The sequence below is a fragment of the Hyphomonas sp. genome (genome assembly GCF_965284475.1).
Lineage (GTDB): Bacteria > Pseudomonadota > Alphaproteobacteria > Caulobacterales > Hyphomonadaceae > Hyphomonas.
Map to the genome: position 1 here is coordinate 2,842,023 of NZ_OZ260087.1, position 13,529 is coordinate 2,855,551.

13 protein-coding genes are annotated in these 13,529 nt (G+C 62.6%); 7 read left to right on the top strand and 6 right to left on the bottom strand.

Features of this window, described 5'->3' with window-relative positions:
- Positions 1-9 precede the first annotated feature (9 nt).
- Positions 10-1,365, top strand: coding sequence for a M16 family metallopeptidase (locus ACQ66M_RS13745; RefSeq protein ID WP_350171456.1), 1,356 nt, complete (start codon positions 10-12; stop codon positions 1,363-1,365).
- Position 1,366: 1 nt separating this feature from the next.
- Positions 1,367-2,758 carry a M16 family metallopeptidase gene (locus ACQ66M_RS13750; protein ID WP_350171457.1) on the top strand — a complete coding sequence of 464 codons (1,392 nt, stop codon included), beginning with the start codon at positions 1,367-1,369 and terminating at the stop codon, positions 2,756-2,758.
- Here ACQ66M_RS13750 and ACQ66M_RS13755 read toward each other — a convergent pair whose 3' ends face one another.
- On the bottom strand, positions 2,759-3,703 hold the full coding sequence (locus tag ACQ66M_RS13755) for an NUDIX hydrolase (protein WP_350171458.1): 945 nt from the start codon (positions 3,701-3,703) through the stop codon (positions 2,759-2,761). It lies immediately after the preceding gene.
- On the bottom strand, positions 3,700-4,335 hold the full coding sequence (locus ACQ66M_RS13760) for a YfbR-like 5'-deoxynucleotidase (RefSeq protein WP_430404512.1): 636 nt from the start codon (positions 4,333-4,335) through the stop codon (positions 3,700-3,702). Before ACQ66M_RS13760 ends, ACQ66M_RS13755 begins: the two co-directional genes overlap by 4 nt.
- A 167-nt stretch (positions 4,336-4,502) precedes the next feature.
- On the opposite strand from ACQ66M_RS13760, the gene ACQ66M_RS13765 reads away from it, so the two are divergent.
- On the top strand, positions 4,503-4,652 hold the full coding sequence (locus tag ACQ66M_RS13765; protein ID WP_299949444.1) for a hypothetical protein: 150 nt from the start codon (positions 4,503-4,505) through the stop codon (positions 4,650-4,652).
- A 9-nt stretch (positions 4,653-4,661) separates the two neighbouring features.
- On the opposite strand, the gene ACQ66M_RS13770 is transcribed toward ACQ66M_RS13765, so the two are convergent.
- The 4 genes from ACQ66M_RS13770 to ACQ66M_RS13785 form a co-directional block, all read right to left on the bottom strand.
- Positions 4,662-5,783: a beta-ketoacyl-ACP synthase III gene (locus ACQ66M_RS13770; protein ID WP_350171460.1), complete on the bottom strand. Its 1,122-nt coding sequence runs from the start codon at positions 5,781-5,783 to the stop codon at positions 4,662-4,664.
- A gap of 109 nt (positions 5,784-5,892) precedes the next feature.
- Positions 5,893-6,201 (bottom strand): hypothetical protein, encoded by a 309-nt coding sequence (locus tag ACQ66M_RS13775; RefSeq protein ID WP_350171461.1) that lies wholly within the window; start codon positions 6,199-6,201, stop codon positions 5,893-5,895.
- Positions 6,198-6,782, bottom strand: coding sequence for a DNA-3-methyladenine glycosylase I (locus ACQ66M_RS13780; protein WP_350171462.1), 585 nt, complete (start codon positions 6,780-6,782; stop codon positions 6,198-6,200). Before ACQ66M_RS13780 ends, ACQ66M_RS13775 begins: the two co-directional genes overlap by 4 nt.
- The gene (locus ACQ66M_RS13785; RefSeq protein WP_350171463.1) at positions 6,775-7,584 is read right to left on the bottom strand and encodes a YgfZ/GcvT domain-containing protein; all 810 of its coding nucleotides are present in this window, start codon (positions 7,582-7,584) and stop codon (positions 6,775-6,777) included. Before ACQ66M_RS13785 ends, ACQ66M_RS13780 begins: the two co-directional genes overlap by 8 nt.
- A gap of 112 nt (positions 7,585-7,696) precedes the next feature.
- Here ACQ66M_RS13785 and ACQ66M_RS13790 point away from each other — a divergent pair, with 112 nt between their 5' ends.
- The 4 genes from ACQ66M_RS13790 to ACQ66M_RS13805 all read left to right on the top strand — a co-directional run bounded on the left by ACQ66M_RS13790 (position 7,697) and on the right by ACQ66M_RS13805 (position 13,510).
- Complete coding sequence (locus ACQ66M_RS13790) at positions 7,697-9,037, top strand: dihydroorotase (RefSeq protein ID WP_430404514.1); 1,341 nt, start codon at positions 7,697-7,699, stop codon at positions 9,035-9,037.
- On the top strand, positions 9,034-9,816 hold the full coding sequence (locus ACQ66M_RS13795; protein ID WP_430404516.1) for a potassium channel family protein: 783 nt from the start codon (positions 9,034-9,036) through the stop codon (positions 9,814-9,816). The genes ACQ66M_RS13790 and ACQ66M_RS13795 overlap by 4 nt, the downstream gene beginning before the upstream one ends.
- Positions 9,813-11,684, top strand: coding sequence for a feruloyl-CoA synthase (locus tag ACQ66M_RS13800; RefSeq protein ID WP_430404518.1), 1,872 nt, complete (start codon positions 9,813-9,815; stop codon positions 11,682-11,684). Before ACQ66M_RS13795 ends, ACQ66M_RS13800 begins: the two co-directional genes overlap by 4 nt.
- Before the next feature lie 278 nt (positions 11,685-11,962).
- Positions 11,963-13,510 carry an acetolactate synthase large subunit gene (locus tag ACQ66M_RS13805; protein ID WP_430405177.1) on the top strand — a complete coding sequence of 516 codons (1,548 nt, stop codon included), beginning with the start codon at positions 11,963-11,965 and terminating at the stop codon, positions 13,508-13,510.
- Positions 13,511-13,529 lie beyond the last annotated feature (19 nt).

Consider the following 13,529-nt stretch of genomic DNA (forward strand, 5'->3'; position numbering starts at 1 on the left):
AGTACGCCCATGAAACGGATAATCACCGGGGGGCTGCTCGCGGTCGCTCTCCTGTTCCCGGCCGCGCTGGCGGACGATGCCGCGTGGTCGCCGGAAACCTTCACGCTCGACAATGGTATGGAGGTCGTGGTCGTGCCCGATCACCGCGCCCCGGTCGTCACGCATATGGTGTGGTACAAGGTCGGCGCCGTTGACGAAGATCCGGGCAAGTCCGGCCTCGCGCACCTTTTCGAGCATGTCATGTTCAAGGAGACCGAGAATCTCGGGCCCGAGGAATTCACCACGATCGTGCAGCGCAATGGCGGCCAGCTGAACGCCTTCACCAGCTGGGACTATACAGCCTATTTCGAGCGCGTGGCCAAACCCCAACTGGGCAGGATGATGGAACTCGAGGCCGAGCGCATGGTCAACCTCAAGATCAATGATGATCCGAAGGGGCCGTTCATTTCGGAGCGTGATGTCGTAAAGGAGGAGCGTCGCCAACGGATCGAGAACAATCCCGGTGCTATCCTGCAGGAGCAGGTATTGTCGGCGCTGTGGAAGGGACACCCCTATGAAATCACCGTGATCGGTGAGATGGACGAGGTTGCCGCCCTGACGCCGGAAGACGGCATGGCCTTCTACGAAAAATACTATTCCCCCGAGAATGCGATCCTAGTTGTCGCCGGTGACGTAACGGCCGACGAGGTGCGTGCACTTGCCGAGGCGACTTACGGCCAGATCGAACCCACCGGCACTGTGGACGGGACCCGCAAATGGGCGCCGGTTCCATTGCTGGCCGAGACGCAGCTGATCGTGCATGCTGATCCCAAGGTACGCCAGCCGATCTGGAGCCGGTATTATACCGGCCTGTCACAGACCCGGCAGCAACGCGAATCCTATGCCCTGGACGTTGGCCTGGCAGTGCTGGGCGGCGGAATGACCAGCCGGCTCTACCAGGCGCTGGTCGAGGATGAACAGATCGCCATAGACGTGAACACATATGCGTGGACAACGCTGCATGATGAAGGCCCGGCCGTTATCAGCGCCAGCCCGGTCGATGGCGTGTCGCTGGAGGAACTGGACACGGCCGTCATGGCGCAAGTTCGCGAAGTGCTGGCCGAAGGCTTCACCGATGCCGAAGTGGTGCGGGCGCGCAATTCACTGGCGGCCGAGGCGATCTATGGTCGCGACAGCCAGTCTGCTATGGCCAACACGTTCGGCTCCACGCTGGCCCTGGGCGGCACAGTCGATGACATCCTGAACTATCCTGATGCGGTTCGCTCGATCACGACAGAAGAGGCCCTTGCGGCCGTTCGCAAAGTGTTCGGAGAGGACCGGCACTATATCGAATCCGAACTCGTTCCAGCCGAAGGAGACCAGTAGCATGACACGCCTGAAGCTGATGATGGGTGCCGCGACCGCTCTGGTCCTTGGCGCATGTACGACCCAGCCGCTGCTGGAACCGGCCCCAGAGACGCTGACCGATGTCATTGCCGAACCGGCGATGAAGGTTGATGTCCACAAGGGCGACTTTGCCGAAATACAGCAATTCGTGACGCCCGGCGGCGTTTCCGTCTGGCTCGTTTCGGAACCCTCCATTCCCATCCTCTCGCTGGAGATGGCTTGGAAAGGCGGGGAAACGTCAGATCCCGACGGCCTCGAAGGCCTGTCTGATTCTGTCGTCTACAACATGAATGAGGGCGCGGGCGATCTCGACTCGCTGGGTTTCCAGACCCGGATGGAAGAGCTGAACATGAGTTTCGGCTGCTCGACCGGCAATGACTGGACAAGCTGTTCAAGCTCGATGCTGACCGACAATGCATCCGATGCGATGGATCTGATTGCCACGGCCTTCGCGGCGCCCCGTTTTGATGCTGGCCCGTTCGAGCGCTTCCAACGCGAGAACCTGATCGCCATCAAGCAGCGCGAGACAAGCGCGAACTGGCTGGCGCGAAAGGCGCTGACCGATGCGATGTATCCCGAACACGCCTATGCGCGGCAAACGAGCGCTGAAAGCATTACGGCGCTGACGCCGGACCTTGCCCGCGAACACATGCGCAAGCTGATGGTGAAGGACAGGCTGCTGGTGACCGCTGTGGGTGCGGTGACGCCGGAAGAACTGGCGCCGATGATCGACAAGGTGATGGCGGATTTGCCTGAAACGAGCGAAACCGGAACCGTTGCCGACATCGTCCTGCCAGACGCTCTGGCCGAGCCGATCATCGTCGACCTGCCACAACCGCAAAGCCTCGTTTCCTTTTCGGCGCCGGGACTGCCGCGGGATCATCCTGATTTCTTCACGGCCTATGTGTTGAACTACACGGTCGGCGGGGGTGGCTTTGAGAGCCGCCTGATGAAGACTTTGCGGGTCGAGAAGGGGCTGACCTATGGCGTCTATACGGGGCTTTCCACGTCCGATCATCTCAACACCTGGAGCGGTGGCGGACAGACAAAGAATGAAAGCGCCGGCGAGTTCCTCGCGGGCATCAAGGATGAACTCAGCCAGTTCGTCGCCGATGGCGTGACCGAGGAAGAACTGTCCGATGCCAAGGCCTATCTCACGGGTTCCTACGCGCTGGGTTTCGATTCGAACGCGAAGATTGCAGACCAGATGATGGGCGTGCGCCAGGAAGAACTCGGCATCGACTATTTCGACACGCGCAACGCCAACATGAATGCCGTGACGCTGGAAGACGTGAACCGCGTGGCGAAGGAATACCTGTCACCCGACAGGTTCACCTACGTCATCGTGGGGCAGCCGGAAGGCCTCGACTGATCATTCCTGGGTCTTGCGCGGTGTTGCGAGACCCGGTGCGGCGATGCCGCGGACATAGTCCCGGCGGAATTCATGCAGTTCTGCCGGACGTCCGCCCGTACTGGTTTCCAGGCGTCCCGTGCCTGCGACAAGGTCTGTCTTGTCCAGGGCGCGCCGGAAGTTCTGCGTATGTAACGACAGGCCGAGAATGGCTTCCACGGTGCGCTGCAGCGCCGAGAGTGTGAAACGCTCAGGCAGCAATTCGAACACGACGGGCCGGTATTTTATCTTGCCCCGCAGGCGCGAGAGCGCAGTGGCAAGAATCCGGCGGTGGTCGGAGGCCATGCTTGCGCCGAAACATGTGGTTGGCTTCGGCAGGCCGGCATCGCGGGCGCATTCCGCCACAAGCCCCGCCTCATAGAGCAGCTGATACCGCTCCAGCACTCGCTCTTCGACCCAGCGGTGGCCATCGAGGCCGAAGGTGATCCGGGCGCGCTCAAGCCGGCGTTCGTTGCCTGCCGCCCACGTGTGAAGATGCGGCGTGATCTCTGCGTCGAGCATTGCAGGCCGGCCATTGCGCAGGTCTTCCCACGGGAAGTAGCGGTACCAGCCCTGCCAGCGGGCTTCGAACTGGTCGCCGGTGGGGGCCGCTTCCGGCATCAGCGCCAGGTAACCGACGGAGATGACCCGCGCTGATGGCGGGGCATCGGCGAGCGTCGCTTCGGGCGTCTCGCGATCCTTGTCGCCGAACGTGTAGAGCTGTTCCACATAGCCGAGTTCGAACCCGGTCTGTTCGCGGACCCAGCCGCGAAGGGACAGGTCGAACGTGCGGTGGCGTTCAGGGTCGAACGGGCCAAAGGGCAGGGCGTCTTCCCCGGTATCGCGCCGCGTGACGAGCACCAGCGGTGTGTCGTCCTGCACGGCCACCATCACGGCCGAGAGACCAATCAGTACGGAATAGGTCATCGCCGTTTGCTCATTTCGACTTCAGAGTGGAGTTGGCTGTAGCGGGCAAGGAATGCGGCCTGCGCATCGGGCACGGCAAGTGGTTTCAGCCTGAGCCGGATGCCTTCCGGCGGCTTGCCGAACAGCTTGTTGGATTCTTCCTCGGAGAACCCGGCCAGCTGGACCGCCTCGAACCAGGCCGAGATATGGTCGGCCTTCTTGATCAGCTTCTTGAGCCGCACCGGCGTTACCGGGGCCAGTTCGAACCGGATGTGGATGGCTTCCTGCAGGCGGGACTCGATAGACTTGTAGCTTTCGCCAAGCAGCGCCTTGAAGGGCGAGATCATGTCACCGATCACGTATTCGGGGCTGTCATGCAGCAGGGCCGTCAGGCAGTCGCGTGGATTGAGGCCGGGTTGAAGCTGACGGCACAGCGATTCCACGATGATGGAATGCTCGGCCACCGAGAAGGCATGACCACCCTTTGTCTGGCCGTTCCAGCGCGCGACGCGGGCCAGGCCATGCGCAATGTCCTCGATCTCGACATCCACGGGAGAGGGGTGGGCAAGGTCGAGCCTGCGCCCCGACAGCATGCGCTGCCAGACGCGAGGAGGTTTAACAGAACGCTTCACGGGAGTGCTCATCAGGGCCATCTTTAAGCTATTGGTAGCAAGGGTAAAGAAACGGAGGCGATCCGGTTACGAACTGACCCCATTTCTGCCTCGATTGGAAAATGCGGTGTTAAGTCCTTTCAGGCATAAGCATTGCATATCACAGGCAACAGGCCGCCGCTAAAATCCCGGCCGGGCAAGGACCAGACATGATCGACATGATGACCCAGTTCGTTTCCGGCCAGACGCTGCCATTCTGCGTGTTGCTCGGCGGCTGTATCATCGTTGTCGTCGAAGCCTTCCGTGCCAGCCGCCGCGCGCTGTGGGGCGACATGTTCGCCGAAGACCTCGAAGAATAGGCTGGCGTTTCAGGCCGTCTTTTCGACAAAGACCGATCCGGCTGAATACCCCGCCCCGAACGAGCAGATCAGGCCCTTGTCACCGGGCCTGAAGTCTCCCGAATGCTTGTGAAAGGCGATGATCGACCCTGCCGAGGACGTATTGGCATAGGTGTCGAGCACAGTGGGGCTCTCATCATCTGTCGCTTCATGTCCGAGGACCTTTGACGAGATGAGCCGGTTCATGTTGGCATTGGCCTGGTGCAGCCACATGCGGCGCAGGTCAGAGCCCTGCAGGCCAAGCTCGGCCAGATGTTCGGCAATCATGTTGGCGACCATGGGCACCACTTCGCGAAACACCTTGCGGCCTTCCTGGACGAACAGCTTGTCCGGCGCGCCGATGCCTTCCGGTGCAGCGCGGTTCAGGAAGCCGAAATTATTGCGGATATTGTTCGAGAACTCGGTCTTCAGCTTGGTGCCCATGATTTTCCAGTGCCCGTGGGGGGCAATGCTTTCTTCCTCGACCAGCACGGCCGTGGCCACGTCACCAAAGATGAAATGGCTGTCACGGTCGGTGAAGTTGAGGTGGCCGGAACAGATTTCCGGATTGACCATCAGGACAGACTTTGCGCTGCCGCTGCGGATGAAGTCTGCTGCTGTCTGGATACCGAACGTGGCGGATGAACAGGCCACGTTCATGTCGAAGGCGAAGCCGGTGCAGCCGAGCGCATCCTGAATCTCGACGGCCATGGCGGGATAGGCGCGCTGCATGTTCGACGCGGCGCAGATGACGGCGTCAACGTCTTGAGGTTTGCGGCCGGCACGCTCAAGCGCCTCGCGCGCCGCCAGAACGGCCATTTCGGCCATGACGGAGATCTGCTCGTTGGGACGTTCGTCAATCCGCGGGGCCATGGTTTCAGGGTCGATGATGCCGTCTTTGTCGACCACGAAGCGCGACTTGATGCCTGACGCCTTTTCGATGAATTCGACCGAGGAATGGGTTTTCGGGTCAACCGTGCCCGCGCCGATCTCGGCTGCGTAGGCGACATTCCAGCTGTCGGCCCACGCATTGTAGCTTTTGACGAGTTCTTCATTGGAAATCGCATGCGGTGGCGTCCAGAGACCGGTCGCCGATATGACTGCAGTTTTCATCTTGCCCTCAGGGTGAGCGCATTGGGGTCTGCGCCTCGAATGATCGCTAATTCAATGAACTAGGTCTAAACCGCGTTTGGCTCAGGGTCGAGAGAAGACATGCACACGTTTATTCTGGCCAGCGCAGACCGGAATCGGTTGTCTGTTTGGCCGCCTCGGGCGGAACACCATGCGCTTCGGCCTGCGCCTGGCGGTCTTCAGCCTCTTGTCGGCGGGCCTCAAGGCTTTCAGCCTGGGCCCGGTCGGCGGCTTCCAAAAGTGCGATTTGTGTCTTGATGCAGGACGCGCGGGCTTCAGGCCCCGGCGAGCTGGCGCAGCGGTTCCAGGCGACCTGCTTGCGGTAGTCAACGCCGGAGGTGGCCGTGCAGGCTGCGAGCAGTGGCAGGCTTGCGAGTGTAATGATGGCAAAGCGTTTCATGATCCGGACTCCTGTACAGCTTTATGGCGCGGGCAAGTTACATCATGGTCATTCACCATGCCGACTGCCTGTGCCCAGGCGTAGACGATCGTGGGGCCGACAAACTTGAAACCCCGTTTCTTCAGGTCCTTGGACATGGCTGTCGACCAGTCGGTGAATGTCGGGGCCTGCCGGAAGTCCTTCCAGCGATTGACGATGGGCTTGCCGCCCACCCAGTTCCAGCAATAGTCCGAGAAATCCTCACCCGCTTCGGCCATGTCGAGGAAGGTGCGGGCATTGCCGATCGTGGCTTCGATCTTTTTCGGACTGCGGATGATACCTGGGTTCTGAAGCGCCTTCGCGATGCGGGCCGGTGTCCAGCGGACAAGGCGCTCGGGGTCGAAGCCGTCGAATTCCTCCCGAATGGAGTCGCGTTTGCGCAGGATCGTGATCCAGGACAGTCCGGCCTGCATGCCGTCCAGCTGGAGCTTTTCCCACAGCGCGCGCGGGTCGCGCTCCGGCACGCCCCATTCCGTGTCATGGTAGCCGCGATAAAGCGGGTCATCAAGCGGCGCCCAGGCGCAGTGGAGCGCGTCAGTCATTGGCGGCCGACAGGGCGATCAGTTCGAGGTCCAGCCAGGCCGGACGGTCGATGGTGATGGGGCGGCCGCCGCAGGTGAAGGCGTGGCCGGCGGCTTCGGCCGAGACCAGCCGGTCGGTGCGCAGGAGCGCAAGGCCGTGGGTGCCTGACACGCTGGAAATGGTACCGATGGAGGAACCGGCCAGCACGTCGGCGCCGACTTTCAGGCCGTCGCCGTGAACGGGCAGGGTGCGCTTGCGGATCTTGCCCTTGCGCTTCATGCGGCTGGCGACTTCCTGGCCGACAAAGCAGCCTTTCCTGTAGTCGATCCCGCCCATGACATCGAGGTTCACGTCGGTCGGGAAAACTTCCGAGCCGCGGTAGTCCGCGCCCCATTCGGGAACACCGGCGGCGATTCGGGCGGCGTGCCATTCCTCGCGGGTCATTTCGAGGCCGATCTCGGCCTTCGGTGATATGGCGCGGTGGGGCAGGTGAGTGGAGCGGACATCGACCCAGCTTCCTTCGGTGACGACATCTTCGGTCAGGCGTTCGATCACGACGTCCGAGCGCAGGCGAAACAGCTTGAGCCGCTTTTCCAGTTCATCCGCGGCGCCGCTGTGCACATCAAGATAGATATTGTCGAGCGACAGCATGGCCAGGTAATCGGCGATAATCTTGCCTTGGGGGGTCAGCAGCGCGCCATAGCGCATCTCGCCGGTGTTCCAGTTGTCGACGGAATGTGTGACCGTGCGCTCGAGCAGGGCCAGCATGTCCGGGCCGGACAGGCGGATGATGGATCGGTCGGGAATGATGCGCTTTGACATACGGTCAACCTAGTGGGCGCTGAGCGGTTTGTCAGTGTCTTTCGTGCTGTGCCCGCGCGCGACTGCACTCGTACGGGATGACAGGTGCCGCGCGCAGTAGCATAAGGAAGCCATGAAGAAGACATTTGACCTGATCCTGCGTGGCGGCACCGTTGTCACACCCGGCGGCCAGACCCGCACCGATATTGGCGTACGCGGCGAGCGGATCGTTGCGATTGGCGACCTGTCAGGCACCAGCGCGGGCGAGACCTATGACGCCATCGGGCTGCACATATTGCCGGGCGTGATCGACAGCCAGGTCCATTTCCGTGAGCCGGGGCTGGACTGGAAGGAAGACCTTGAGACCGGCGCGCGGTCTGCTGCGCTGGGCGGCGTGGTTGCGGTGTTCGAGATGCCGAACACCAATCCGTCGACGACCAGCCCCGAAATGCTGGCCGACAAGCTGGCTCGTGCCAAGGAGCGGATGGACATTGACCATGCCTTCTATGCGGGCGCGACGCACCACAATGTCGGCGTTCTGGCCGAGATGGAGGCCACGCCGGGCTGCTGCGGCGTCAAGGTGTTCATGGGGGCGTCCACGGGCGACCTGCTGGTGCAGGATGATGAAGGCGTTGAAGCCGTGCTGCGCGCGATCAAGCGCCGGGCCGCATTCCATTCCGAAGACGAGTACCGGCTGGCTGAGCGCCGCGAGCTGGCGGTGACGGGAGACTGGCAAAGCCACATTGTCGTGCGGGACGTGGAAGCGGCGGTTTCGTCGACGCGGCGCCTGCTGCGCATCGCGCGGGCCTGCGGCAAGCGTATCCATGTGCTGCACATTTCCACCGCTGAAGAAATGGAATTGCTGCGCGACGCCAAGGATGTCGCCAGCGTGGAGGTGCTGCCCAACCACCTGACGCTGGCGGCGCCCGATTGCTACGACCGGCTGAAGGGCTTTGCACAGCAGAACCCGCCGGTGCGCGAACAGCGCCATCAGGATGCGCTGTGGCGTGCGCTCAATGCCGGGATTGTCGATGTGCTGGCCACCGACCACGCGCCACACACGATCGAGGAAAAGGAACGGCCCTATCCGGCGAGCCCCAGCGGTATGCCGGGCGTTCAGACGCTGGTGCCGGTGATGCTGACCCATGTGAATGACGGCAAGCTGAGCCTGCAGCGTTTCGTGGAGCTGACCAGCGCGGGGCCGCAGCGCGTGTTCGGCCTCGCCGACAAGGGCCGCATCGCCGAAGGCTATCATGCCGATTTCACGGTCGTGGACCTGAAGCGCAAGGAGACCATCACGGCGGAATGGTCCAAGTCGAAATGCGGCTGGACACAATTTGACGGGTTCGAGGCGACCGGCTGGCCGGTGGCGACCATTGTGCGCGGCGGCTTTGTGATGCGCGACGGCGAGATTGTCGCCAGGGGCGGCGGCAAGCCGGTGCGATTCAACGAGACGCTGGAGCCTCAGGCTTGAGTGACCGCAAGGGGCTGAACCGGGGCCTGTTCTGGCTGTATGAGGGGCATGGTAAATGGCCCTTCACGTTCCGCTGGGCGATGCTGATCTTCGACCTGCTGACAATCATGTATTTCCTTGTAGCGCCCTTTGCGGAGCGCGGGTCGCAGCATTACGGAATAGACTATGCCATCGGTGCCGTAATCCTGCTGGACCTAATGGCGCGGTTCTATATTGCAAAATCGAAGCGGCGATTCCTGACGCGGTTCATGCCGTGGGCGGATCTGATCGTCGTCATTACCATGTTTGCGCCCCTGCTGGTGGCCAACCTGGCCTTCCTGCGGGTATTGCGGGCTGTTCGAGCCGTCAGGGCCTTCACCTTCATCAAGCGGGCCGGCCGCATGTGGGGCTTCATTACACGCCACGAGCAGATCATCGACCGGGTGACGAACCTTGTTGTGTTCATCTTCATCATGGCCGCTTTGGTCTATGTCTCGCAGGTTCACATCAATGAGGATGTCGATTCGTATCTTGATGCGCTGTATTTCACGGTGACGAGCCTGACGACGACGGGCTATGGCGACATTCTGCTGGTGGGAGACAGCGGCAAGGTGATTTCCATACTCATTATGGTGCTGGGCCTGACCCTGTTCCTGCGGCTGATCCGGGCGATCCTGCGGCCGACCGACAAGGTGGAGCAGGAGTGCGAAACCTGTGGCCTGTTGCGCCATGATCCTGACGCGGTCCATTGCAGGCATTGCGGCGCCGTCATTCACATACATACAAAAGGCATAACATGAGTTCCTCAAGCCTTCCTTTCCGCGAAGTGCCTTATCTTCCGCTCAGACTGGACGTCGACCGGCGTGCCGACGGGACGATCTACCTGAATAACGGGCACCCCCTGAAGCCCTGTCCACCGCACATGCTGGCGCCGCTGGTGAAGTGGGCGGCCGAGGCGCCGGGCCGTGTCTGGCTGGCCGAGCGGGTGCCGGAAAACCCGGCATCCGACGGATGGCGGGAGATGACCTATGGGGAAGGGCTGGAGCGCGTGCGGCGGCTTGCGCAGGGCTTTATCGATGCGGGCGCGGGGCCGGATACGCCGGTGATGATCCTGTCGTCGAATGCGATTGACCATGCGCTGGTCATGTATGCGGCGATGTGGACGGGCAGCCCGGTCGTGCCGGTGACACCGGCCTATGCGTTGCTGAGTCAGGACTTTGCGCGCCTGAAATATATCGACCAGCTGACCAAGCCGAAATTCATCTATGTCGAGGATGGCGCCGCGTATCAGCGCGGACTGGATGGCATGGGCGTTGGCAACCGGCTGGTTCTTTACAGCCGCCATGAGCCGAAGGGCTGCGACTGCGCCAATATCGGCCTCTTTGCCAAGGAGCCGACCGAGGCTGTCGATGCGGCCTATGCGGCGCTACGCCCCGATACGGTGGCGAAATACATGCTGACATCCGGTTCGACCGGCGAGCCGAAGGCCGTGATCAACCTGCATGGCATGGTGGCGGCCAATGCGAAGATGATCCGGTCGGTCTGGGACGAGGCGCGCCTCGAGGCGATCACCGGCGGGCCGCAGGTGATGTGCAATTTCCTGCCGTGGAGCCATACCTATGGCGCGCATTCCATCCTTCACAACATGCTGGACTGGGGCGGAACGCTGTATCTCGACCAGGGCGCGCCGACGCCGGCCCGCCTGCCGGAAATGATCCGGAACCTGAAGGAAATCTCCACGACGCAGCACACGACCGTTCCGGCGGCCTGGGCGGCCCTTGCGACGGAACTGGAGCGGGATGACGCCCTTGCCGAGGCCTTCTTCAGGCGCCTGATCTGCATGGCTTATGGCGGCGCCGCGATGGGGCAGGATATCTATGAGCGTATCCAGGCCGTGGCGGTGCGGGTGACTGGCGAGCGTATCTCGCTGTCAGCTGGTTACGGCGCGACCGAGACATCGCCGACCGCATCAAATGTGCACTGGCCGAATGATGTGATGGGCCTGATCGGACTGCCGCTGCCGGGCAATACGTTCAAGCTGGTGCCGAATGCCGGTAAACTGGAGCTGCGCGTGAAGGGTGTCAACGTGACGCCCGGCTATTACCGAAACCCGGAGCAGACCGCTGCGGCGTTCGACGAGGAAGGCTATTACCGGCTGGGCGACGCGGTTCGGTTCGTCGATCCCGAGCAGCCGGAAAAAGGCCTCGCGTTTGACGGGCGCACCGCCGAGGAATTCAAGCTGGCGAGCGGGACCTGGGTGTCGGCTGGCACGGTGCGGGTTCAAGCCGTGGCGGCGACGGGGGGCGCGCTGTCCGATGCGGTCGTGTGCGGCCTCAACCGGGATGAAATCTGCCTGCTGGGCTTTCTCAACGAGGCCTGGTGCCAGCGCCTTGTTGGTGAAGCCCTGCCGATGGCCGACCTGTCGCGGCATCCTAAAGTCATCGCGGCCGTGAAGGCGGGTCTGCAGAAACACAATGCGGCCAATCCAAAGCCATCGGCGCGAATCGCCCGGATCCTGCTGCAGGAGACACCGCCGCAAGCGGACGCGGGCGAGATTACCGAAAAGGGCTATATGAACCAGGGGCGCACGCTGGACCTGAGAAAGGGCCAGGTTGAGTTGCTTTATGCGGGTTCTGTATCTGATCCTGTAGTATCTATTGGCGCCTGATCCTGAAAAATTCGTGACTCTCGTCTCATTTTTTCCGATTCGGGCGTCGCAATTGTGTTTCCCGTTGCCTAGAGTGCCCCGCGAGTCGCCCGTCCATTCTGGCGGCTTCAGCCAGATCCCCTCTGGCTGAGGGACGGATCGCAAAGTTGCCGACAGGAACACCATGTCTGCCACGGCCTTCGCGGTCCGTCCCGCTTTGACCCTTCGGGCGAACGCGCTAGACAAGCGCTGACACAACAAAGGGCAGGACGATAATGAGCCATTCAGCTGAACGTAACATGACTGGCGCGGAAGCCCTCGTCTCGACCCTGGCTGATCATGGTGTCTCTGCCTGTTTCGCCAATCCGGGCACGTCCGAGATGCACCTTGTCACCGCGCTGGACCATGAACCGCGCATTCAATCCGTCCTGTGCCTGTTCGAAGGCGTTGCGACGGGGGCGGCGGACGGGTTTGCGCGGGTGGCGGGCGGCCCGGCGATGACGCTGCTGCACCTTGGCGCGGGTTATCTGAACGCGGGGGCCAACATCCACAATGCGCGCCGGGCCTGGACACCGATGGTCAATGTTATCGGCGACCATGCGGTGCCGCACCAACGTTACGATGCGCCGCTTGCATCCGACATCAGGGGCATGGCGGGGCCAAACTCGGTATGGATCAAATCGGCTGACAGGGCGGAAACGGCGGGCGAGCTGGCGGCGGAAGCGTGGGAGGCCAGCCTGTCGCCGGTCTCCGGCCCTGCGGCGCTGATCCTGCCGGCAGACACAGCCTGGCTCGAAGGCGGCAGGCCGGGCGCGAAACGCGCGCGGCCGCTGCTGCGCGCGCCGGACGCCCAGCGGGTCGATGCGGCTGTGGCGGCGATCAGGGCCGCGAAAAAGCCAATGGTGCTGATCAATGGTACGGCGCTGACTGAAAGCGGGCTGGCGATTGCCGCGCGGCTGAAGGCGGCCGGTGTACGCGTGATGACGGACACGTTCTTCCCGCGTCAGGCGCGCGGGGCCGGGCGGTTCATTCCCGACCGGATGCAGTATTTTGCCGAAGGCGCGATGGCCGACCTTGAAGGCTGTGACCTGATGCTGGTGGCGGGCACGCAGGTGCCGGTGGCCTTTTTTGCCTATCCAGGCAAGCCGAGCGTGCTGGTGCCGGAAGGGTGCACCACGATGATTGTGGGCGGACCGGAAAGCGACAGTGCGGCCATCCTTGGCGCGCTGGCTGACGGGCTGGGCGCGAATGAGGCGGCGCCTTTCGCTGCGCTGGAGCAGCCGGGCACGCCGTCCGGGGCGCTGAATGCAGCCAGCGTGGGAGCGTCGATCGCGCGCCACCTGCCGGAGGGGAGTTTCGTGTCGGATGATGGCGTGTCGAACGGACTGCCAGCCTTCCTGATGACGCAGAAGGCCAGGCCGCATGACTGGATGATGCTGACGGGAGGTGCCATCGGGCAGGGCATGCCGCTTGCGCTGGGTGCCGCCCTGGCGGCGAGGGACAGGAAAGTGCTGTGCCTGACCGGGGATGGCGCGGCCATGTATACCAACCAGGCGCTGTGGAGCATGGCGCGGGAAGGGGCGAACGTGGTGACGGTCGTGTTCGTCAACCATTCCTACCGTATCCTGAACATCGAGCTGGCGCGCACGGGCGCCGGCAATCCGGGGCCAACGGCGAAAAGCATGCTGGAACTGGACCAGCCGGAGATTGACTGGGTGGCCCTGTCGCAAAGCATGGGTGTGCCGGCGGTGGCAGTGGGGTCGGGAGAGGCCTTTGACGCAGCGCTGGCGCGCGCCTTTGCCGCCGAGGGGCCGCAGCTGATTGCGGCACATGTGCCAGCGCGGTGAATTCGCCTCGCACGGGCAT

Excerpts from the sequence above, each read along its gene's own strand:
- ACQ66M_RS13745 (WP_350171456.1), top strand. The coding sequence starts at position 10 with ATGAAACGGATAATCACCGGGGGGCTGCTCGCGGTCGCTCTCCTGTTC.
- ACQ66M_RS13750 (WP_350171457.1), top strand. The coding sequence starts at position 1,367 with ATGACACGCCTGAAGCTGATGATGGGTGCCGCGACCGCTCTGGTCCTT.
- ACQ66M_RS13755 (WP_350171458.1), bottom strand. The coding sequence starts at position 3,703 with ATGACCTATTCCGTACTGATTGGTCTCTCGGCCGTGATGGTGGCCGTG.
- ACQ66M_RS13760 (WP_430404512.1), bottom strand. The coding sequence starts at position 4,335 with ATGGCCCTGATGAGCACTCCCGTGAAGCGTTCTGTTAAACCTCCTCGC.
- ACQ66M_RS13765 (WP_299949444.1), top strand. The coding sequence starts at position 4,503 with ATGATCGACATGATGACCCAGTTCGTTTCCGGCCAGACGCTGCCATTC.
- ACQ66M_RS13770 (WP_350171460.1), bottom strand. The coding sequence starts at position 5,783 with ATGAAAACTGCAGTCATATCGGCGACCGGTCTCTGGACGCCACCGCAT.
- ACQ66M_RS13775 (WP_350171461.1), bottom strand. The coding sequence starts at position 6,201 with ATGAAACGCTTTGCCATCATTACACTCGCAAGCCTGCCACTGCTCGCA.
- ACQ66M_RS13780 (WP_350171462.1), bottom strand. The coding sequence starts at position 6,782 with ATGACTGACGCGCTCCACTGCGCCTGGGCGCCGCTTGATGACCCGCTT.
- ACQ66M_RS13785 (WP_350171463.1), bottom strand. The coding sequence starts at position 7,584 with ATGTCAAAGCGCATCATTCCCGACCGATCCATCATCCGCCTGTCCGGC.
- ACQ66M_RS13790 (WP_430404514.1), top strand. The coding sequence starts at position 7,697 with ATGAAGAAGACATTTGACCTGATCCTGCGTGGCGGCACCGTTGTCACA.
- ACQ66M_RS13800 (WP_430404518.1), top strand. The coding sequence starts at position 9,813 with ATGAGTTCCTCAAGCCTTCCTTTCCGCGAAGTGCCTTATCTTCCGCTC.
- ACQ66M_RS13805 (WP_430405177.1), top strand. The coding sequence starts at position 11,963 with ATGACTGGCGCGGAAGCCCTCGTCTCGACCCTGGCTGATCATGGTGTC.